The organism is Paraburkholderia pallida (assembly GCF_004524855.1).
GTDB lineage: Bacteria > Pseudomonadota > Gammaproteobacteria > Burkholderiales > Burkholderiaceae > Paraburkholderia > Paraburkholderia oxyphila.
Map to the genome: position 1 here is coordinate 1158871 of NZ_CP038148.1, position 20819 is coordinate 1179689.

The following is a 20819-nucleotide window of genomic DNA, read 5'->3' on the forward strand; positions in this document are numbered from 1 at the left end:
GTCGTGTGGTGCCGATCCCGCGGACTGCCCGTGCGCGATGCGACGCGCGGCCCGCCAGATCGTCACAATCAACCATCAGCGCATGCCGGGCATCATGCCCTTCATGCCGCGCATCATTTTCTGCAGATTGCCGCCCTTCAGCTTCTTCATCATGGTGCGCATCTGGTCGTACTGGTTCAGAAGGCGGTTGACCTCCTGGACCTGCACGCCCGCGCCGGCCGCAATGCGACGCTTGCGCGTGGCCTTGATGAGCTCGGGCTTGGCGCGCTCGGCGGCCGTCATCGAGTTGATGATGCCTTCCATGCGGCGCATCTGCTTCTCGGCCTGGCCCATGTCGGCGCCCGAGGCGGCTTGCTGGAACTGTGCGGGCAGCTTGTCCATGAGCGACGAGAGGCCGCCCATCTTCTTCATCTGCGAGAGCTGCGCGCGGAAATCGTTGAGGTCGAAGTCGCCGCCCTTCTTGACCTTGTCGGCGAGCTTCTGCGCGGCTTGCACGTCCACGCCGCGCTGCGCTTCCTCGACGAGCGCGAGAATGTCGCCCATGCCGAGAATCCGGTTCGCCATGCGCTCCGGATAGAACACTTCGAGGCCGTCGAGCTTTTCCGCGACGCCGACGAACTTGATCGGCTTGCCGGTGATGTGGCGCACGGAAAGCGCCGCGCCGCCGCGCGAATCGCCGTCGAGCTTGGTGAGCACGACGCCGGTGAGGGGCAGGGCGTCATTGAACGCCTTGGCCGTGTTGACCGCGTCCTGGCCGAGCATCGCGTCCACGACGAAGAGCGTCTCCGCTGGCTTGAGCGAGGCGTGCAGCGCGGTGATCTCGTTCATCATCGCCTCGTCGATACCGAGGCGGCCGGCTGTGTCGACGAGCAGCACGTCGTGATAGTGGCGCTTGGCCCAGTCGACCGCCGCATTGGCGATGTCGACGGGTTTTTGATCGGGTTGCGAGGGGAAGAAGTCGGCGCCGACCTGCTCCGTGACCGTCTTCAACTGCGCGATAGCGGCAGGACGGTAGACGTCGCAGGAAACGGTGAGCACTTTCTTCTTGTACTTCTCGCGCAGGAGCTTGGCGAGCTTGCCGACCGTGGTGGTTTTACCGGCGCCCTGCAGGCCCGCCATCAGGATGACCGCGGGCGGCGTGACCGCGAGATCGAGCTCGACGGCCTTGCCTTCGTAGTCGCCGCCGATCACGGCGGTCAGCTCGCGCTGCACCACGCCGACGAGCGCCTGGCCAGGCGAGAGGCTGGCGATCACTTCCTCGCCGAGCGCCTTTTCCTTCACCTTGGCGATGAACTCGCGCACGACGGGCAGCGCCACGTCCGCTTCCAGCAGCGCGAGGCGCACCTCGCGCAACATTTCCTGCGTGTTGGCCTCGGTCAGCCGGGCCTCGCCGCGCAGCGTCTTGACGACGCGCGCCATCCGTTGAGTGAGATTGTCGAGCATGGGGAGCGGTGAGCAGTGCGGCCCGGCACGCGCGCGCGGAGGCGGGAATCGAGGGCGATTCGTCGCGATCCGTCGTTCTGAGGGGGCCTATAGTAAACTTCGAACATGGATATTGTACTGTATGCCCTCACCGTGCTCCTGTACGGCGGTTTGTGCGCCGCCGACTGGCGGGCATTGCGGCGCGCGAGCGTCGCGCCGCTCTTTGGCAGCGTGCCGCCGGTTCCGGTGACGGTTGCCGCGGGCGCATCGGGCGTGCCCGCCGGTGCGGGCGATGGCGCGCCGCGCGCGCGCAACTTCGGCCCGCTTTCCCGCGGGCTGCTCTTCGTTGCGCTCGCCGCGCACGGCGTGCTGCTGCACATGACGATCTTCCCCGCCAACGAAATGGTGTTCGGCTTCGCGTTTGCGTTGTCGGCCATGTTCTGGCTCGGCGCGGTGATCTACTGGATCGAGAGCTTTTTCTTTGCGCTCGACGGGCTGCGTTTGCTGCTGCTGCCGCTCGCTGCGTTCGCGTCAATCCTGCCGCTCGTGTTCGGCGGCGTGCGCGTGCTGCCGTACGCGGCCGCGCCGATGTTCAAGCTGCACTTCGTCATCGCCAACGTCGCCTACGGGCTGTTCGCGATCGCCGCGCTGCACGCGGTGCTGATGCTCGCGGTGGAGCGCCGTTTGCATGCGCTCAAGGGCGCCGGGTTTCAGCGCAGCGTCGGTGGTCGCGGCAACGGCGCGGGCAACCGCAGTGGCAACGGCGGCGGTCATCTCGGCGGCGGCTGGCTGTCGAACTGGATCGAGACGCTGCCGCCGCTCCTCACGATGGAGAAGCTGCTGTTCCGTCTGATCAGCGCGGGCTTCGTGCTGCTCACGGCCACGTTGGTCTCGGGCATCGTGTTCAGCGAGCAACTGATCGACCGTCCGCTCTCGCTCGATCACAAGACGGTGTTCGCGATCCTCTCGTGGCTGATGTTCGGCTCGCTGCTCACCGCGCGCAAGATTTCCGGCTGGCGCGGCCGTGCCGCGCTGCGCTGGGTGATCGCGTCGTTCGTAGCGCTTCTGCTCGCGTACGTGGGCAGCCGCTTCGTGTTCGAGGTGCTATTGCACCGTCCTGTTGTCTGAGGCGCTCGCCTTTTTGCTGGCGTACAGATTCACACGCTGATTCGTGCTGATTCCATGAGACAGATTCTTCTCCTGATTCTGCTGTTCCTCGTCGGACAGTGGTTCTTCAAGTCGCTGCGCAACTCGCAGCATTCGCGTCCCGGTGCCGATCCGCGGCAAGGCGGCTCAGGCGCGTGGCGCCAGGGCAACGGCGCTGCGGGCGGTCCTTTCGGTACGCATGGCCCGGGCGCTTCGGCTGGTAATGCGGCTGGCAACGCGGCTGGCAAAGGCGCGCTGCCCGAGCCGATGGTCCGCTGCGCCGAGTGCGGCGTTCACGCGCCGCGCAGCGAGTCGGTGAGCGTGGGCGTGCAGAGCTTCTGCTGCGCCGAGCACGCACGCACCTACGACGCGCGCAAGACTGGCCAGGACCGTCCCGCGCGATGAGTGCAGCGCCGTCCTCCGGGTCGCCCGCGTACGAAGTCGATGCGCAGGGCTGGGTAGCCGCCGCGCGCCGCCTGCCTACACCCAACTTCGAAGCGCGTCCCGCCGGTGCGGTGCCGACGCTCATCGTCGTGCACAACATCAGCCTGCCGCCCGACACCTTTGGCGGCCCCGAGATCGCCGACCTGTTTCTCAATCGCCTCGACTGCGACGCGCATCCGTATTTCGATGCGCATCTGCGCGGCGTGCGCGTCTCCGCGCACTTCGTGATCCATCGCGACGGCACGCTCGAGCAGTTCGTCTCGTGCGCGCAGCGCGCGTGGCATGCGGGTCTGTCCAGGTTCTTCGGGCGCGAACGCTGCAATGACTTCTCGATCGGCATCGAGCTCGAGGGCAGCGACACGCGCGCGTTTGAGCCCGCGCAATATGCGACGCTCGCGCCGCTCGTCAGGGCGCTCGCCGCGCACTATCCGATCGATGCCCTCGCGGGGCATTCGGATATCGCGCCGGGCCGGAAAACCGATCCCGGCCCGCATTTCGACTGGGCGCGTCTGCAGCGCGAGACGCAACTCGGCGATGCTTTCTTCCCCTACATCCACCCGCCCATCGCAAACGACGAACGCGACGCGTCGTCGTGACGCACGAGCAAAGCCTCTAAACCCTTGGCCGTTGCACACGAAACGAGCACATGTCGCGTGCGCAGCGAGGGTGTACGCGCGCTCCTGACGAACCACTTGCAGATGTGTCCGGCGGTAACGCCCGCGCCGTCTGGGGTGTCATCTTGTCAAGATGGAACCACTAAAAAAAGGCGTTTGATCGTCTTGGAAGTTCCACTATACTTTGTTCCCGAAGCACGGCCTTACACCATATGTTGTGTTGTTCAGCGGCGCCCCGCTCTGACGAGCATGGCGCCGCACGCATTAGTGGCACAGGAAAATTGTGCGGTGCAGCTGGCCGAGAAACCGGCGCACCGGCTGTAATCGAGAAAAAAGGTCCAGCCAATGATCGCGGCATCCACGATGAAGACCGAAGCGTTCCGTGACTCATCTGCCTTGCCGCATCCGGCAGCCTCGCCAGGCTGGCTTTTCTTCTCCGCCGAATCGACCGCGCACACGGGGGCGCGGCGTCCGTAATAACTCGCGAAAACCCTTCGCTCATTTCCAGGACCAGGAGCTTTGCACATGCAAACGACCGATAACGTCTCGACCCAGTACGAAGGCGCGCCTGCCGCACGCACGCTGGGTGGCCAGCCGCAGGACGGCCAGGCCGGCGCGACGCAGTTCGCCGACCACAAGGTGATCCGCCGTAACGGCAGCGTCGTGGGCTTCGAGCCGTCGAAGATCGCCCTCGCGATGACCAAGGCATTCCTGGCCGTCAATGGCGGGCAGGGTGCGGCGTCGGCTCGCGTTCGCGAGCTCGTCGAGCAACTCACGCAGAACGTCGTGCGCGCACTCGTGCGCAGCCGTCCGAACGGCGGCACGTTCCACATCGAAGACATCCAGGATCAGGTCGAGCTCGCGCTGATGCGCGGCGGCGAGCACAACGTCGCACGCGCCTACGTGCTGTATCGCGAGAAGCGCAACCAGGAGCGCGCACACGCACCGGAAGCGGCAGCGGCAACGCCCGGCATCAACGTCACGGACAACGGCGTGACGCGTCCGCTCGACATGCACGCACTGCGCGCGCTGATCGCGTCGGCCTGCGACGGTCTCGGCGATGCAGTGAGCGCAGATCCGATCGTCGCAGAGACGGTGAAGAACCTCTACGACGGCGTGCCGATGTCGCAGGTCTATGACTCGGCGATTCTCGCGGCGCGCACGATGATCGAAAAGGACCCGGCATACAGCCAGGTCACCTCGCGCATCCTGCTGCACACGATCCGTCGCGAAATTCTCGAAGAGGAAGTGACGCAAGCCGACATGGGCTGGCGCTACGCGGAGTACTTCCCGCAGTTCATCAAGCGCGGCGTCGAAGCAGGCCTGCTCGACGACAAGCTCCAGCAGTTCGACCTGAAGCGTCTCGGTAACGCGCTCGACGCGGGCCGCGACCTGCAGTTCGGCTACCTCGGCCTGCAAACGCTCTACGACCGCTACTTCCTGCACGTGCACGGCACGCGCATCGAGATGCCGCAGGCATTCTTCATGCGTGTCGCGATGGGCCTCTCGCTCAACGAGATCGACCGCGAAGCGCGCGCGATCGAGTTCTACAACGTGCTCTCGTCGTTCGACTTCATGTCGTCCACGCCCACGCTGTTCAACTCGGGCACGCACCGCTCGCAGCTCTCGTCGTGCTACCTCACGACGGTCGCCGACGACCTCGACGGCATCTACGAAGCGCTGAAGGACAACGCGCTGCTCTCGAAGTTTGCCGGCGGTCTGGGCAACGACTGGACGCGCGTGCGCGCGCTCGGTTCGCACATCAAGGGCACCAACGGCAAGTCGCAAGGCGTCGTGCCGTTCCTGAAGGTCGTGAACGACACGGCAGTCGCCGTGAACCAGGGCGGCAAGCGCAAGGGCGCGGTGTGCGCGTACCTGGAGTCGTGGCACCTCGACATCGAAGAATTCCTCGAGCTGCGCAAGAACACCGGCGACGACCGCCGCCGCACCCACGACATGAACACGGCGAACTGGATTCCCGACCTGTTCATGAAGCGCGTGATGGAAGGCGGCGACTGGACGCTGTTCTCGCCCTCGACCTGCCCGGATCTGCATGACAAGTTCGGCGCCGAGTTCGAGCAGGCTTACACGGCTTACGAAGAGAAGGTCGCGCGCGGCGAGATCAAGCTGTTCAAGAAGATCCCGGCGGCGCAGATGTGGCGCAAGATGCTCGGCATGCTGTTCGAAACCGGCCATCCGTGGATCACGTTCAAGGACCCGTGCAACATCCGTTCGCCGCAGCAGCACGTGGGCGTCGTCCACTCGTCGAACCTGTGCACGGAAATCACGCTGAACACCAGCGACACCGAAATCGCCGTCTGTAACCTGGGCTCGGTGAACCTCGTCGCGCACATGGTCGAACAGGCCGATGGCACGTACGCGCTCGACCACGACAAGCTCAAGCGCACCATCAGCGTGGCGATGCGCATGCTCGACAACGTCATCGACATCAACTACTACGCGGTGTCGAAGGCGCGCAACTCGAACCTGAAGCACCGTCCGGTGGGCATGGGCATCATGGGCTTCCAGGACTGCCTGCACGTTCTGCGCACGCCGTTTGCTTCGCAGGAAGCCGTGGAGTTCGCCGATCGCTCGATGGAAGCCGTCTGCTACTACGCGTACTGGGCGTCGACCGAGCTGGCAGCCGAGCGCGGCCGCTACTCGACCTACCGCGGCTCGCTGTGGGATCGCGGCATCCTCCCGCAGGACACGCTCAAGCTGCTGGCCGAGCAACGCGGCGGCTATGTGGAAGTCGACTCGAGCGAGTCGATGGACTGGACCTCGCTGCGCGAGCGCATCGCCACGCACGGCATGCGCAACTCGAACTGCATCGCGATCGCGCCCACGGCCACCATCTCGAACATCATCGGCGTGTCGCCGTGTATCGAGCCGACGTTCCAGAACCTCTATGTGAAGTCGAACCTCTCGGGCGAATTCACGGTGGTGAACGACTACCTCGTGCGCGACCTGAAGGCGCGTGGTCTGTGGGACGAAGTCATGGTCGCCGACCTCAAGTACTTCGACGGCATGCTCTCGCGCATCGACCGCATCCCGGCCGACCTGCGCGCGGTGTACGCGACGGCGTTCGAAGTGGATCCGACGTGGCTTGTCGAAGCGGCTTCGCGTCGCCAAAAGTGGATCGACCAGGCGCAGTCGCTGAACATCTTCATGGCGGGTGCATCGGGCAAGAAGCTCGACGAGATCTACAAGCTCGCCTGGATCCGCGGCCTGAAGACCACCTACTACCTGCGCACGATGGCGGCCACGCACGTCGAGAAGTCGACGGTCGCGCACGGCGCGCTCAACGCCGTGCCGACGGGGGGTAACGGTGGCGGTGCGGGCAGCGCAGGCGGCGCTGGCTTCGGTGTCGCGGGTGGTGCCGGCAACGGCGCGGGCTCGAGCGTGATGCAGGCGGCGCCGGCGGTGGAAGCCGCACCCGAAGCGGACGGTCCGGTGTGCATGATGCGTCCGGGCGACCCCGGCTTCGAAGAGTGTGAAGCGTGCCAGTAAAGCGGCAGCGCGATGCAACATCGCGCGTCGCATGTGCGTCCGACTGCAGGACCGCAAGCAGCACGGCAGCATCAGTAGTCAGTAGTAAACAGTAGGTAGTCGACGTAATGGGCGGCGCGCGCAATGTGCGTCGCCCGACTCTCCCGGCGGCGCGCGGCACGCGCGTTGCGACGCGCGCAAGAGAAGCGAAAGCGGCGCGCAAAGAAGGGATGCACGAAGCGCGTAACAGGAAGGAATCCCTGGAGTTTCACGCGCGAGCAAACGGCGCGCAGCGAACCCACCTTCACTCGCGCTCACGATGTCGCGAAGACCAACGAGCAGCCTCGCAAGTGCGATGTTCAAGCGACGATGACGCGATGCTCAAGCACCGCTCACACGACGCAATCGACACAGAGCGACAACAAAGTGTTGTATCGAGGTCGCAACGCGAATCGAAAACAGGAATTTTCGTGTGCGAACCCTTTTATCGCGCATGAAAAGATGGTACAAACCGATCTAAATTGATGGTGACATTTATGCTCAACTGGGATGACGAGAACACGGCCGTAACTCCGTCGAGCGGTGCGCAGCAAAACGCAATGCGCAACCTCGCGGGTGAAGCTGTCTCTGTTCCGCAAACGCAGTTCGGTCTGCGTTCGGCTCCTCAGTCTTCTTCGGCGCAAAACATCTTCTCCGCCGACTTCGCAGTCGCACCGCCGCCGCAGGCGCCGGTCTCGACCGAAGCCCGCGTGAATGTCGCCGACAAGCGCATCATCAACGGCCAGACCGACGTGAATCAGTTGGTGCCGTTCAAGTACAAGTGGGCCTGGGAGAAGTACCTTGCCGGCTGCGCGAACCACTGGATGCCGCAGGAAATCAACATGTCGCGCGACATCGCCCTGTGGAAGGACCCGAACGGTCTGACCGAGGACGAGCGCCGCATCGTCAAGCGTAACCTCGGCTTCTTCGTCACCGCCGACTCCCTCGCCGCCAACAATATCGTGCTCGGCACCTACCGGCACATCACGGCGCCCGAATGCCGCCAGTTCCTGCTGCGCCAGGCGTTCGAAGAGGCGATCCACACGCACGCTTACCAGTACATCGTCGAGTCGCTGGGTCTGGACGAAGGCGAGATCTTCAATGCGTACCACGAGGTCAAGTCGATCCGCGACAAGGACGAGTTCCTGATCCCGTTCATCCACGTGCTCACGGACCCGGCGTTCAAGACCGGCACGCTCGAAGCGGACCAGGCTCTGCTCAAGTCGCTCATCGTGTTCGCCTGCATCATGGAAGGCCTGTTCTTCTATGTGGGCTTCACGCAGATCCTCGCGCTCGGCCGCCAGAACAAGATGACCGGTGCTGCGGAGCAGTATCAGTACATCCTGCGCGACGAGTCGATGCACTGCAACTTCGGCATCGACCTGATCAACCAGATCAAGCTCGAGAACCCGCAGCTGTGGACCCCGGCGTTCCGCGCGGAGATTACCGAGCTGTTCAAGCATGCGGTCGATCTCGAATACCGCTATGCTGAAGACACCATGCCACGCGGCGTGCTGGGTCTGAACGCGTCGATGTTCAAGAGCTATCTGCGCTTCATCTGCAACCGCCGTTGCCAGCAGATCGGTCTCGATACGCTGTTCCCGAACGAAGAGAACCCGTTCCCGTGGATGAGCGAGATGATCGACTTGAAGAAGGAACGCAACTTCTTCGAGACGCGCGTGATCGAATATCAGACGGGCGGTGCGCTGTCTTGGGAATAACCCGGGCGCACTGCGGTACCAGGTCTTTTGGGGTTGCCGTGAGGCGCCATGCGGGCGCCTCGACCGGCATGATGATTAGGAGCAGGAACGCCTGATGCAAAGCGTGCCCGGAGCCAGGCTGGCTCATCTACGTGCAAGGCACTTTGCGAACCCTTCAGTGGGATGGGCAAACTTCCCCCCGGAAAAGGGCGTGGGTCGTGTGACCCGCGCTTTCAACGAACATTGGCCGGTGTCGGTATCCGACGCCGGATCGATTTGGCGCGCGGTGCCTCGTGGCACGGCGCGCCTTACCGCATTCATTAGCGTAAGCGCGCGGGATCAGCGTACGCCGATGAATAGCCCGCTTCGTAGTGTGCGCCGTGAGAAGCGTTCGCGGGAAGCGGGTTTTGACGAAGGGTGTAGTTTGAACTGACTCTCATCTGAACCTGAAGGAGAAGAAAAATGGCTACTGCCAAGAAGAAACCGGCGGCTAAGAAAGCCGCAGTGAAGAAGGTTGCAGCGAAGAAGGCCGCTCCGGCGAAGAAGGCCGCAGCGAAGAAGGTCGCGGTGAAGAAGGTTGCCGCCAAGAAAGTCGCCGTGAAGAAGGTTGCTGCGAAGAAGGCAGCACCGGCGAAGAAGGCCGCAGCGAAGAAGGTTGCAGCGAAGAAAGTCGCCGTGAAGAAGGTTGCTGCGAAGAAGGCAGCACCGGCGAAGAAGGCCGCAGCGAAGAAGGTCGCAGCCAAGAAAGTCGCGGTGAAGAAGGTTGCCGCGAAGAAGGCCGCGCCGGCGAAGAAGGCCGCTGCCAAGAAGGCGCCTGCGAAGAAGGCTGCTGCCAAGAAGGCCGCGCCTGCGAAGAAGGCTGCCGCCAAGAAGGCTGCGCCTGCGAAGAAGGCTGCCGCGAAGAAGGCTGCCAAGAAGGCACCTGCGAAGGCGGCCGCTGCCGCGCCTGCTGCCCCCGCTGCTGCACAACCGGCCGCGCCGGCAGCAACGGTGAAGACGGCGCTGAACCCGGCCGCAGCATGGCCGTTCCCGACTGGCAGCCGTCCGTAAGCAGTACGAGCCGAAGCGCGCGAGAGTCAGTCAAAACGCACGCTTCGGTGGCTGGGCCTGGCGGTGACCCTGCGGGTGAATCCGCAGGTGTGCTCGCAAGGCCCGCTCCCCATCCCGTCGCCGGGTTTGTCCGCGACGGGATTTTTTTCGTCTGCACGCCTGATTCACCTGCCTCTCATGCGTGCGCCGTGCAAGCCGCGTGGGGCGCGGACATGAAAAAAGGCGCATGCACAGGGGAGCACATGCGCCTGAGGTTCCGCAGGAGGGCGCAAGGCGCCGCTGCGGTACAGGGGAAACCGGGTTGTTGTTACAGGTGACTAGTGCGTCACACGCGTCACGCCACCGCTCGAGAGCAGGCGCACACGGTCGCCGGCCTGGAAGACCTCGCCCGTGGCCGATTGCGTGATGGCGCGGTAGTCGCCGTTGTCGAGGCGCACCGTGATCTCGAGGCCGTCGCGCATGGCCACGCCGTTCTCGACCGCGTTGCCGGCCACGGCGCCCGCGATGCCGCCGATGATGCCGGTGATGATCGAGCCCGTGCCGCCGCCGATCTGGCTGCCCGCCACGGCGCCGAGCGCGCCGCCGCCCACCGCGCCGAGTCCGCTCGGCTGGCCGTTGTTGGAGCTGATCTTCACCGCGCGCACACTTTCGACCGTGGCCATGCGCACGGTGGCTTCGCGTTGCGCCTGCGAGGCGGTGTAGACATCGGCGGAACTGCTGTTATACGCGCAGCCTGTCATGGCGAGCGAACCCGCGATCATCACGGCGACCATCAGACGACTTGTTGTTTTCATTTCCCGTAACTCCAATGAGTGCCGCCTACGACGAAGGGTGGCGGCACCCGGATTCAGAGCGGCAACTCGTAACCGAACGCCGTCTTGAATCGTTCTTTGATTTGCGCCTTCGTGGGCGCATAGTTTTGCGGGCCAAGATGCTCGATCTTCAGCGCGCCCATGAGGCTCGCGAGACGTCCCGTAGTGGCCCAGTCGAGGCCGTTCTCGATACCGTAGAGCAGGCCGCCGCGGAACGCGTCGCCGCAACCCGTGGGGTCGAGCACCTGCTCGGCCTGCACCGGCGGAATTTCTTCCATGCTGCCGCCGTGGTAGATCTGCGAGCCGTGCTCGCCGCGCGTGACGATCAGCGCGTCGACGTGGCTCGCGATCTCGTCGAGTGACCAGCCGGTGCGATGGCTGACCAAATTGGCTTCGTAGTCGTTGACCGCCACATAGGTCGCAAGTTCAATGGCGCGTCGAAGCGACGCACCGTCGAACAGCGGCAATCCTTGACCCGGATCGAAGACAAACGGGATGCCCGCCTCCGCGAATTGCTCCACGTGCTGGACCATGCCGTCGAAGCCGTCCGGGGCGACGATACCGAGCTGGATGCCGGGCGCTTCGTCGGCGCGGTTCAGGTGCGATTGCATCATCGCGCCCGGGTGGAAGGCCGTGATCTGGTTGTTCTCGAGGTCGGTCGTGATCATCGCCTGGGCGGACCACGTGTCGGGCAGCACGCGCACGTGCGCCTTCGAGAGTCCGAGCGTGTCGAGGCGCTCGAGGTAGGGTTGCGCATCGGCGGCGCCGACCGTCGCCATGATGCGCGCGTCGCCGCCCAGCAGATGCAGCGAGTAGGCGATATTGCCCGCGCAGCCGCCGAATTCGCGGCGCATCGTCGGCACGAGGAAGCTCACGTTCAGAATGTGCACCTGCTCGGGCAGGATGTGCTCCCGAAAGCGGCCTTCGAAAGTCATGATGTTGTCGTAGGCGAGCGAGCCGCAGATCAGCGTAGCCAAGGCGGGGATTCCTGTAATGCGTGTGGTGGAGAGGGCGGCGCGGCGCGAGTGCCGCAGCGAGTGCCTGGCGAGTGCGATAGAGCCGGCATGGCGCCGGGACTCAATCCAGCTCGCGCGCGCCGCGACAGGGATTACTTCAGTGCGGCAAGTGCGGCGTCGTAGTTCGGCTCGTCCTTGATTTCGCTGACGCGCTCGGCGTAGACGACGTTGTCGTTCGCGTCGATGACCACCACGGCGCGCGCCGTCAGGCCGGTCAGCGGGCCGCTCGTGACGTCCACGCCGTAGGCTTGCGCGAACTCATGGCCGCGGAAGGTCGACGCCGTGACGACGTTCTCGATGCCTTCGGTCGTGCAGAAGCGCGCAGCGGCGAACGGCAGGTCGCCCGAGATAACGACGACGGCCGTGTTGTCGAGCTTGCCGGCGGCTTCGTTGAACTTGCGCGTGGAGGTGGCGCAGACCGGCGTGTCGAGGCTCGGCACGATGTTCAGCACCTTGCGCTTGCCGGCGAAATCGGCGAGCGCGACGGGCTTGAGGTCCTTGCCGACGAGCGAGAACGCGGGGGCCTTCTGGCCGGCCGTCGGGAAGGTGCCGGCGACGTCGATCGGGTTACCGCCTAGCGTGACTTGACTCATGATGTGCTCTCCGAATGCAGTGCTGTTGTGGTGAAGGGCGCACCCGGCTTCGGCCGGGTGCAGGTAACGCGCGCCCGCGTTGACGGGCGCCGGCGCGGTAGTTCAGGGGTAGAAGATTTCGATGCGGAAGTTCGACGCGACCACGTTGCCGGTGTCGAGACGCACGATCATCGTCTGCGTGCTCTGCGCGGGCAGGCCGGCATCGATGGGTGTGCCGGGCGGCGCGTAATCTTGCGGCCACAGCACGCGGCGCACGACGATGTTGTTCTGGCGGTCGAGCAACGTGAGCTCCATGGCCGGATACGCGAGCGCCACGTCGAAGCGGTTGTGCAGCGGCACCTTCAACTCGAGGTGATGCGGGTCGTCCACCTGGCGCAGGTCGGACGGCTGGACCTGGAGACCGTCGATGTCGCGTGGCGCTCGCACGTGGCAGCCGAGCTGCGCGCAGGCCTGCTGATACAACGGTTGCGAGGCGGGCCAGGAGACCATGATGGTTTCGCGCAGCCACCAGGCGATCTGTGCGGCAAGCGTCGCGAGCAGCACGAGCGCGATCAGCGCGCCCACGATGCGCCAACCCGTGCGCCGCTGCGCGCGAACGGGCGCTTCACGCGTGACCGCGAAGGGCTCGCCCCCCATCTTGGGTTCGAGCGCGGTGAACGCGGGCACGGCCGACGAATCGGCCGGTGCGCGGTGGAATGCGGGCTCGGGGTCGGCATGAGGGCGGTGAATTGCTTCGTTCGCCGAAAGGGTCGGTTCGATGTGACCGGATGCTCCAGATCCTGCGGGGAATGCCGCATCGTGTCCGATGGGCTGCGAAAGCGTGGGCTCTTCGTGAGCGCTGCGTACTGCTTTCGGGGTGACCCCGGGGGCGAGGCCTGGGCGTGGCAGATGGCTGGCGTCGTACTGCAGGCCCGGATCGAGTTTGCTGTCCGGAGGGACCGCCCAGGGGTCCCAGGCGCGTCCCGAGAAGTTGGGTTCGTGCGACGGCGTGGCTTCTTTTGCGACGGACGCAGGTTCGCTTTGCGGTGCTTGTTCGGGGGCTTGCGCCGGTGTCTGGGCAGGTATCGGCTGTGGCGCAGTCAGGCTTGCCGCTATATCGGCCGCGACGGGCGTGGCCAGATCGAAATCGCCGTTTTCGGGCAGCTCGTACAGGCTGCCCGACGCGTCGAACGCTTCCTGACAATGCCCGCAGCGCACGAGGCCGCGGCGCGCGGCGAGGTGCGCCGGCTGGATACGGAAGACGGTTTCGCAGAAGGGACAGCGCGTTGCCAGAAGCATGTGTGCCGTGGAACCGGAGGGTTGGCGATACGCCATTCTACTGGCAATCCGCGGCGGTCTACGACTTCCCAGGTCGCGCTTGGGGCGCGACCAGATCCCGCGCGCGCCCTGTCTACGCGCGCCGTGTGCCGGCGAGGCAGACCCAGCCTTCGTGCTCGCGCCAGACCGAAATATCGATCCAGCGTGCGTAGACCTCTGCGACTTCCTCGGCCTGGCGCGCGAGGATGCCCGAGAGCGCGAGCCGTCCACCCGGCTTCACGCGCGACGAAAGCATCGACGCCATCAGCTTGAGCGGATTCGAAAGAATATTCGCGACGACGATGTCGAACTCGCCCGCGGGGCAGTCGTCGGGCAGGCCGTAGGTGACCTCGGCGTGATTGCGCTCGCTGTTGTGGCGCGCCGATTCGACCGCTTGCGGATCGATGTCGATGCCGATCACCGGATTCGCACCGCACTTCTTCGCGAGGATCGCGAGGATGCCCGAGCCGCAGCCGTAGTCGAGCAGCGAATTGCCGGGCTGCACGTGCTGCTCGAGCCACTCCATGCACAGCCGCGTGGTGGGGTGGCTGCCGGTGCCGAACGCGAGGCCCGGATCGAGCTCGAGCACGAGCGCGTCCGGATCGGGCGCGTCATGCCACGAAGGCACGACCCAGATGCGCTCGCCGATCGGAATCGGATCGAACTGCGATTGCGTGAGCCGCACCCAGTCCTGCTCTTCGACTTCGCGCAGCGAGAACTTCGGCGTTTCAGTGAGGCCCAGCTCGTTCGCGGCCGCCGCGAGCAGCACGGCGGGATCCTGATCGTTGCCGATCAGCGCGATCACGCGCGAATGCTGCCAAGCGGTGCGCTCGGGCGTGAGACCCGGCTCGCCGAAGAGCGGCTGCTCGTCGGGCGTGTCGGCGTCGGCGTCTTCCACCGACACCGAGAGGGCGCCAAGCTCGAGCAGCGCGTCGGAGAGTTCCTCCGCGCGGTCACGCTCGAGCTCGACGATCAGTTCCCGATAGCTCATGAATTACGCTTCGTCCTTCTTCACAGCCTGACGCTCGGCCAGACGGCTTTCGAGGTAGTGAATGCTCGTGCCGCCTTCGACGAACTTGGCGTCGAGCATCAGCTCACGGTGCAGCGGAATGTTGGTCGAGATGCCTTCGACGACCATTTCCGACAGCGCGATGCGCATACGCTGAATCGCCTGCTCGCGCGTCGCGCCGTAGGTGATCAGCTTGCCGATCATCGAATCATAGTTCGGCGGCACGAAATAGCCATTGTAGGCATGTGAATCCACGCGCACGCCCGGGCCACCCGGCATGTGCCACGAGGTGAGACGGCCCGGCGAAGGCGTGAACTTGAACGGATCTTCGGCGTTGATACGGCACTCGATCGCGTGGCCCTTGAGCTGGATGTCGCGCTGGCGGAACGCGAGCTTTTCGCCGGCCGCGATGCGGATCTGCTCCTGCACGATGTCGATGCCGGTGATCTGCTCGGTGACCGGGTGCTCGACCTGTACGCGCGTGTTCATCTCGATGAAGTAGAACTCGCCGTTCTCGTACAGGAATTCGAACGTGCCCGCGCCGAGATAGCCCATCTTCTTGCAGGCGTCGGCGCAGCGGTCGCCGATGCGGTCGAGCAGGCGGCGCGCGATGCCCGGCGCCGGCGCCTCCTCGATCACCTTCTGGTGGCGGCGCTGCATCGAGCAGTCGCGCTCGCCGAGCCACACGGCGTTCTTGAACGAGTCGGAGAGCACCTGAATCTCGATGTGACGCGGATTCTCGAGGTACTTCTCCATGTAGACCTGCGGGTTGCCGAAGGCGCGGCCCGCTTCTTCCCTGGTCATGTTGACCGCGTTCACGAGCGCCGCTTCCGTATGCACGACGCGCATGCCGCGGCCGCCGCCGCCGCCCGAGGCCTTGATGATGACCGGGTAGCCGATCGAGCGCGCAATCTTCACGATCTCTTTCGGATCGTCGGGCAACGCGCCTTCCGAGCCCGGCACGCACGGCACGCCGGTCTTGATCATCGTCTGCTTGGCGGTGACCTTGTCGCCCATCATGCGGATCGTTTCCGGGCGCGGGCCGATGAACGTGAAACCCGATTGCTCGACGCGCTCGGCGAAGTCGGCGTTCTCGGAGAGGAAGCCGTAGCCGGGGTGGATCGCTTCGGCGTCGGTGACTTCGGCCGCGCTGATGAGCGCCGGCATGTTCAGATAGCTCAAGTTCGAAGGCGCCGGGCCGATGCAGACCGCCTCGTCGGCGAGCTTCACGTACTTGGCTTCCTTGTCGGCTTCCGAATAGACGACGACCGTCTTGACGCCGAGCTCGCGGCACGCGCGCTGGATGCGGAGCGCGATTTCGCCACGATTGGCAATGAGGATTTTTTCAAACATGGTGGGTATTCGACTCATCAATGGGCGCCGCCAGTCGCTCGAGCGGGCACCTCAGCGGATCGGTCGCGTGCGTCGCCATCTTCGGGCGCCAAACGCGACAAACGCGGCGCGGCCAGCAAAAGAAGGCCACCGCCGCGCGCAGAAAAGCTTAGGCGATCACGAAGAGCGGCTGGCCGTATTCGACCGCCTGACCGTTTTCGACGAGGATTTCCTTGACCACGCCGGCCGCGTCCGACTCGATCTCGTTCAGGAGCTTCATCGCTTCGATGATGCACAGCGTCTGGCCTTCCTTGACCGTGTCGCCCACCTGGACGAACGGATCGGCGCCCGGCGACGGTGCACGGTAGAACGTGCCGACCATCGGCGAGGTCACGACGTGGCCCTGCGGCACGACCGGCGCGGCAGCGGCGGGGCTCGCTGCGGCTTCGGCCGCGTGAGCGGGCGCGGCGAGCGGGGCGCCGGCCATCGGCGCGGCATATTGCGCGACACCCGGCTGCACGTAAACCGGCGGCGCATTCTTGACGATGCGCACCTTGCCTTCGCCCTCGGTCACTTCGAGCTCCGAGATGCCCGATTCGGAGACGAGGTCGATCAGAGTCTTCAGCTTACGTAGATCCATGGTGCAGCCCCTTTGCTTTGCATACGTGAGTACCCGGGCGCGCGCGCCCCGGCACGGGTTTGGTGTTGTCTTGCAGAATGCCTCAGGTCTCTCGCCGTCGAGCTCACGCGGCCGAACCGGCGGCGAGCCGGTCGAGCGCGTATTCGAGCGCGTAGAGATAACCCTTCCAGCCGAGGCCGCAGATGACACCCTCGGCCTGGTCGGAGAAATACGAGTGGTGCCGGAAGGCCTCGCGGCGATGGACGTTCGAGAGGTGAATCTCGACGAACGGAATGCCGACGCCTGCCAGCGCGTCCCGGATTGCCACGCTCGTGTGCGTGTACGCCGCCGGGTTGATCAGGATGAAATCCGTCTGCTCGCTGCGGGCCGCCTGAATGCGGTCCACCAGCGCGCCTTCGTGGTTGCTCTGAAACGTTGCCAGCTCCACGCCGGCATCGGCGGCACGGTCGGCAAGCGCCTGATCGATCTGCGGCAGCGTCACGCGCCCATAGACCTCGGGTTCCCGGGTGCCGAGAAGATTGAGGTTGGGGCCGTGCAAAACCAGCAGTCGCGTCATGGTGGCTTCTTTTTCCGTGGAATTGCGCGAACTTTAGCGCCGATTAGAGAAATTTGTCTAGTTTTCCAAACGGATGATATGGCCCCGATCATGGGCCCGGCGACGCGCGCGGGCCGATCTTCCGTCAACTACCCTAAATTCGGCAGCAAAAAGTGCCTTACGGCCGTTAAGCTCCGGTCAATTATTCCGCGGCGTTTGGGGCATGTCAGAGTGTATCAAGGGTGTGACGCAGCTCGTCCATCTTGATTTGGCCTAATTTTGTCGCACGTACCGTGCCGTTCGCGTCGATTACGACGGTGTAAGGCAAGCCGCCCGCGGCGTTGCCGAACGCGCGCGCGACGTCCGCGCCGCCGAATCCGGCAATGTAGATGGGATAGTCGACCGGGACTTTCTGGAGAAAGGTTTTGATGTTGGCGGCCGAATCGACGCCGAGGCCGACGAACTGGATGCCTTTCTTCGCGTACTCGCGCTGCAGTGCGGAGAGTTCGGGCATCTCTTCGACGCACGGCCCGCACCACGACGCCCAGAAGTTCACCACGATCGGGTGGCCTTTATAGATAGCGAGCGACTGGGCCTTGCCGTCGGGGTTGGTCACGGGAGCCGACCAGAGCTGGCCGACCGCATCTGGCCTGGCCGCGACCGAGGCCGCGTCGGCGACGCCGGTGTTGCCGCTGTTTGCATAGTGTCCCGCCAGGATGCCGCCGCCGGCTGCCACCGCCGCCACTGCGACGCCGGCCAGAATCCGCTTCGTGTTCATTGCTGCGCTTAAGCTCTATATGAGTCAGGTGGTGGAGGAGGTGGCGCCGCTTTCGTTGATCAGCGCCTGGAGCGCCTGCGCATTCGCGCGCGGCAGACGCCCGCGTGCATCGGCGCGCACGGCGCCGCGCAGGTCGTCGGTATTGTAGAGTGCCACGTGAATGCCGACCGGCTCTTCAACGCGCGATGGCTGCCACATGAAGCTGAACGTTTCCACGTAGCCGCGCGCAGCGAAATGACGCGTTTCCGAGACGTCGTACTGCACGTTCGCGTTCAGGAGCCAGATCGCGACGTCCTTGGCGTTGTCGCAGAAGATCTGCAGATGAATATCCGAGTGCTCGCCGGCCGTGCCGTTGAGCACCGCGCCGGTGAGGAACGGATTGAACGACTCGAGCCGCCGCATCCATTCGAGCGCGATCTCGCGCAGGCGCCGCAGGATTGCCGGCTGGTACTCGCCCTGAAAGAGGGCCTGATATTCGCGGATCTCGTCTTCGATCTGGTCGTTGTCGGGCAGCCAGGCGCCTTCGATACGCGTGTCCCCCACCACCTGCCGCGCGGCCTTGCGTTTGGCGGTGGCGTAGTCGAGGCCATCCTCGGCGATCATCCTTGCTGCCGCGATGGCGATTTCCTCGCGCACGCGCTGGGGATCGAAATGTGATCTGCGAACCATTCGTCCATCATACTAGAGATCGCCCGGCGTCCTGTTCGGCGCCCATCCGGGCTTGACTCAGGGCGCATCGTCTGTTCAACGGCCCGCCGCGGCGAAAAAGCCGCAGGGCGTCGGGTACAATACCGTTCTTTGCTCCGGCGGCTTGCGTCGCCGTCTTCGCTGTACCCATCCCTAAAAACCGTTTTAACCCGTTCACGACGCCCGCGCGGCGCGACAGGCTTATGCACATCCATATCCTCGGCATCTGCGGCACGTTCATGGGCGGTCTGGCCGTGCTCGCGCGCAGCGCGGGCCACACGGTGACCGGCTGCGACGCGGGCGTGTATCCGCCGATGAGCACCCAGCTCGAAGCGCAGGGTATTCGCCTGATCGAGGGTTACGACGCGAGCCAGACCGAGCTCAATCCCGATCTCTATGTGATCGGCAACGTGGTGACGCGCGGCAATCCGCTGATGGAGGAGATCCTCAATCGCGGCCTGCCGTACACGTCGGGGCCGCAGTGGCTCGGCGAGCACGTGTTGAGCGACAAGTGGGTGCTCGCCGTGGCGGGCACGCACGGCAAGACCACGACGAGCTCGATGCTCGCGTGGCTGCTCGAAGACGCGGGCCTGAACCCCGGCTTCCTGATCGGTGGCGTGCCGCTGAACTTCGGCATTTCGGCGCGCCTCACCGACTCGAGCTTCTTCGTGATCGAAGCCGACGAGTACGATACGGCGTTCTTCGACAAGCGCTCGAAGTTCGTCCATTACCGTCCGCGCACCGCGGTGCTGAACAATCTCGAATTCGATCACGCCGATATCTTCCCCGATCTCGCCGCCATCGAGACACAGTTCCATCATCTCGTGCGCACCATTCCGGGCGTGGGCCGCGTCGTCTCGAACGGGCGCAGCGACGCGCTCGATCGCGTGCTCGCGCGCGGCGTGTGGAGCGAGGTGGAGCGCTTCGGCGTGGATGGCGGCTGGCAGGCGCTGCCGGCCGAGCAAGGCGTGCCGCTCGACGAACGCTTCGCGGTCTATCACAACAGCGAGCGCGTGGGCGTGGTCGACTGGCAGATCCAGGGCGAGCACAACCGCATGAACGCGCTCGCGGCGATTGCCGCCGCGCGCAGCGTGGGCGTGCCGCCCGCGCAGGCCGCGCAGTCGCTCTCCAGCTTCCGCAACGTCAAGCGCCGCATGGAAGTGCGCGGCAGCGTGGACGGCGTGACGGTGTACGACGACTTCGCGCACCATCCCACCGCGATCGAAACGACGATCGCCGGGTTGCGCACGCGCGTGGGCAGCGACAATACGCGCATCCTCGCCGTGCTCGAGCCGCGCTCGAACACGATGAAGCTCGGCGTGATGAAGGCGCAACTGCCGGCGAGCCTCGCCGATGCCGACCTCGTGTTCGGCTACGGCGCGCCGAGCGGCAAGGACGCGCTCGGCTGGGACCTCGCGGGCGCGCTCGCGCCTTTGGGCGAGAAGGCGCGCGCGTACCACGACATCGACGCGCTCGTGAAAGCCGTGGTGGCGGCCGCGCGTCCCGGCGACCAAGTGCTGGTGATGAGCAACGGCGGATTCGGCGGCGTGCATCAGAAGCTGCTCGATGCGCTGTCGGCGCGGAGAGCGGCGTGATCGTCTATCTGCACGGATTCCGTTCGTCGCCGCAATCGTTCAAGGCGCGCTTGCTGGACGCACGCCTCGAAGCGCTCGGGCGTGGCGACGAGTGGCTGTGCCCGATGCTGCCGGTCTCGCCGGTGGAGACGGTGGCGCTTGTCGAGCGCGAGATCGCCGCGCGCGCGCAGGCCGGCGAGCGCATCACGCTGATCGGCAGCTCGCTGGGCGGTTTCTTCGCCACGCATCTGGCCGAAAAGCACGGCTGGCACGCCGTGCTGCTCAATCCGGCGGTGACGCCGGAGCGCGACCTGTCGAAGTATCTGGGCGAGCAGCCGCTCTGGCACGGCGGCGGCAGCATCGTCGTCGAGCCGCGTCATCTGGAAGAATTGCGCGCGCTGGCCGTTACTCAGGTGACGGAGCCCCAGCGCTACTATCTGATCGCCGCGACCGGCGACGAAGTGCTCGATTTTCGCGAGATGCTCGCGCATTATCCGGGCGCGAGGACGCACCTGATCGAAGGCAGCGACCACGGCATCAGCGAATTTGCCGACTACGTCGACGACGTGATCCGCTTTTGCGATGCGCCGCCCGGCGGAGCGCCCTCTGGCGGAGCGCCCTCTGGCGACGCGCCTTGATGCGT

At 65.1% G+C, this 20819-nt stretch carries 20 protein-coding genes; 9 read left to right on the plus strand and 11 right to left on the minus strand.

What is annotated here, in order from left to right; genetic code table 11:
• Positions 1–75: 75 nt before the first annotated feature.
• Complete coding sequence (gene ffh / locus E1956_RS05275) at positions 76–1443, minus strand: signal recognition particle protein (RefSeq protein ID WP_134747692.1); 1368 nt, start codon at positions 1441–1443, stop codon at positions 76–78.
• Between the two features lie 105 nt (positions 1444–1548).
• Between ffh and E1956_RS05280 the strand changes: the two genes are divergently transcribed.
• From E1956_RS05280 to E1956_RS05310, 7 genes are all read left to right on the plus strand, one after another.
• A complete protein-coding gene (locus E1956_RS05280) occupies positions 1549–2550 on the plus strand; it encodes a cytochrome C assembly family protein (protein ID WP_134747693.1) in 1002 nt (333 codons plus the stop codon).
• 54 nt (positions 2551–2604) lie between these two features.
• Positions 2605–2973 carry a PP0621 family protein gene (locus E1956_RS05285; protein ID WP_134747694.1) on the plus strand — a complete coding sequence of 123 codons (369 nt, stop codon included), beginning with the start codon at positions 2605–2607 and terminating at the stop codon, positions 2971–2973.
• Positions 2970–3608: a 1,6-anhydro-N-acetylmuramyl-L-alanine amidase AmpD gene (gene ampD / locus E1956_RS05290; RefSeq protein WP_134747695.1), complete on the plus strand. Its 639-nt coding sequence runs from the start codon at positions 2970–2972 to the stop codon at positions 3606–3608. Before E1956_RS05285 ends, ampD begins: the two co-directional genes overlap by 4 nt.
• Positions 3609–4151: 543 nt before the next feature.
• Entirely contained in the window at positions 4152–7136 is a 2985-nt protein-coding gene (locus tag E1956_RS05295) for a ribonucleoside-diphosphate reductase subunit alpha (protein WP_134747696.1), read from the plus strand.
• Between the two features lie 515 nt (positions 7137–7651).
• The gene (locus E1956_RS05300; protein WP_134747697.1) at positions 7652–8875 is read left to right on the plus strand and encodes a ribonucleotide-diphosphate reductase subunit beta; all 1224 of its coding nucleotides are present in this window, start codon (positions 7652–7654) and stop codon (positions 8873–8875) included.
• Between the two features lie 94 nt (positions 8876–8969).
• The gene (locus tag E1956_RS46790) at positions 8970–9287 is read left to right on the plus strand and encodes a hypothetical protein (protein WP_134747698.1); all 318 of its coding nucleotides are present in this window, start codon (positions 8970–8972) and stop codon (positions 9285–9287) included.
• 29 nt (positions 9288–9316) lie between these two features.
• Entirely contained in the window at positions 9317–9904 is a 588-nt protein-coding gene (locus tag E1956_RS05310) for a histone H1-like DNA-binding protein (protein WP_028220140.1), read from the plus strand.
• A 317-nt stretch (positions 9905–10221) separates the two neighbouring features.
• Here the strand turns inward: E1956_RS05310 and E1956_RS05315 are convergent, their stop codons facing one another.
• The 10 genes from E1956_RS05315 to E1956_RS05360 form a co-directional block, all read right to left on the minus strand.
• Complete coding sequence (locus E1956_RS05315) at positions 10222–10698, minus strand: outer membrane lipoprotein (RefSeq protein ID WP_028220141.1); 477 nt, start codon at positions 10696–10698, stop codon at positions 10222–10224.
• A gap of 53 nt (positions 10699–10751) precedes the next feature.
• Positions 10752–11693, minus strand: coding sequence for a carbohydrate kinase family protein (locus E1956_RS05320; RefSeq protein ID WP_134747699.1), 942 nt, complete (start codon positions 11691–11693; stop codon positions 10752–10754).
• A 131-nt stretch (positions 11694–11824) separates the two neighbouring features.
• Positions 11825–12325: a thiol peroxidase gene (gene tpx / locus E1956_RS05325; RefSeq protein WP_134747700.1), complete on the minus strand. Its 501-nt coding sequence runs from the start codon at positions 12323–12325 to the stop codon at positions 11825–11827.
• Positions 12326–12427: 102 nt separating this feature from the next.
• The gene (locus E1956_RS05330) at positions 12428–13603 is read right to left on the minus strand and encodes a zinc-ribbon and DUF3426 domain-containing protein (RefSeq protein ID WP_134747701.1); all 1176 of its coding nucleotides are present in this window, start codon (positions 13601–13603) and stop codon (positions 12428–12430) included.
• A 112-nt stretch (positions 13604–13715) separates the two neighbouring features.
• Positions 13716–14612, minus strand: a complete 897-nt coding sequence (prmA, locus tag E1956_RS05335) for a 50S ribosomal protein L11 methyltransferase (RefSeq protein WP_134747702.1) — start codon at positions 14610–14612, stop codon at positions 13716–13718.
• A gap of 3 nt (positions 14613–14615) precedes the next feature.
• Positions 14616–15983, minus strand: coding sequence for an acetyl-CoA carboxylase biotin carboxylase subunit (accC, locus tag E1956_RS05340; RefSeq protein ID WP_134747703.1), 1368 nt, complete (start codon positions 15981–15983; stop codon positions 14616–14618).
• 148 nt (positions 15984–16131) lie between these two features.
• The gene (gene accB, locus E1956_RS05345) at positions 16132–16602 is read right to left on the minus strand and encodes an acetyl-CoA carboxylase biotin carboxyl carrier protein (RefSeq protein WP_134747704.1); all 471 of its coding nucleotides are present in this window, start codon (positions 16600–16602) and stop codon (positions 16132–16134) included.
• A gap of 103 nt (positions 16603–16705) precedes the next feature.
• The gene (gene aroQ, locus E1956_RS05350) at positions 16706–17158 is read right to left on the minus strand and encodes a type II 3-dehydroquinate dehydratase (protein ID WP_028220148.1); all 453 of its coding nucleotides are present in this window, start codon (positions 17156–17158) and stop codon (positions 16706–16708) included.
• A gap of 205 nt (positions 17159–17363) precedes the next feature.
• Complete coding sequence (locus E1956_RS05355; protein WP_134747705.1) at positions 17364–17915, minus strand: TlpA family protein disulfide reductase; 552 nt, start codon at positions 17913–17915, stop codon at positions 17364–17366.
• A gap of 24 nt (positions 17916–17939) precedes the next feature.
• Positions 17940–18584, minus strand: a complete 645-nt coding sequence (locus E1956_RS05360) for a UDP-N-acetylmuramate--alanine ligase (RefSeq protein ID WP_134747706.1) — start codon at positions 18582–18584, stop codon at positions 17940–17942.
• A gap of 221 nt (positions 18585–18805) precedes the next feature.
• Between E1956_RS05360 and mpl the strand changes: the two genes are divergently transcribed.
• Together mpl and E1956_RS05370 are read left to right on the plus strand one after the other, a co-directional pair.
• On the plus strand, positions 18806–20197 hold the full coding sequence (gene mpl / locus E1956_RS05365; RefSeq protein WP_134747707.1) for a UDP-N-acetylmuramate:L-alanyl-gamma-D-glutamyl-meso-diaminopimelate ligase: 1392 nt from the start codon (positions 18806–18808) through the stop codon (positions 20195–20197).
• Positions 20194–20814: a YqiA/YcfP family alpha/beta fold hydrolase gene (locus E1956_RS05370; protein WP_134747708.1), complete on the plus strand. Its 621-nt coding sequence runs from the start codon at positions 20194–20196 to the stop codon at positions 20812–20814. Before mpl ends, E1956_RS05370 begins: the two co-directional genes overlap by 4 nt.
• Positions 20815–20819 lie beyond the last annotated feature (5 nt).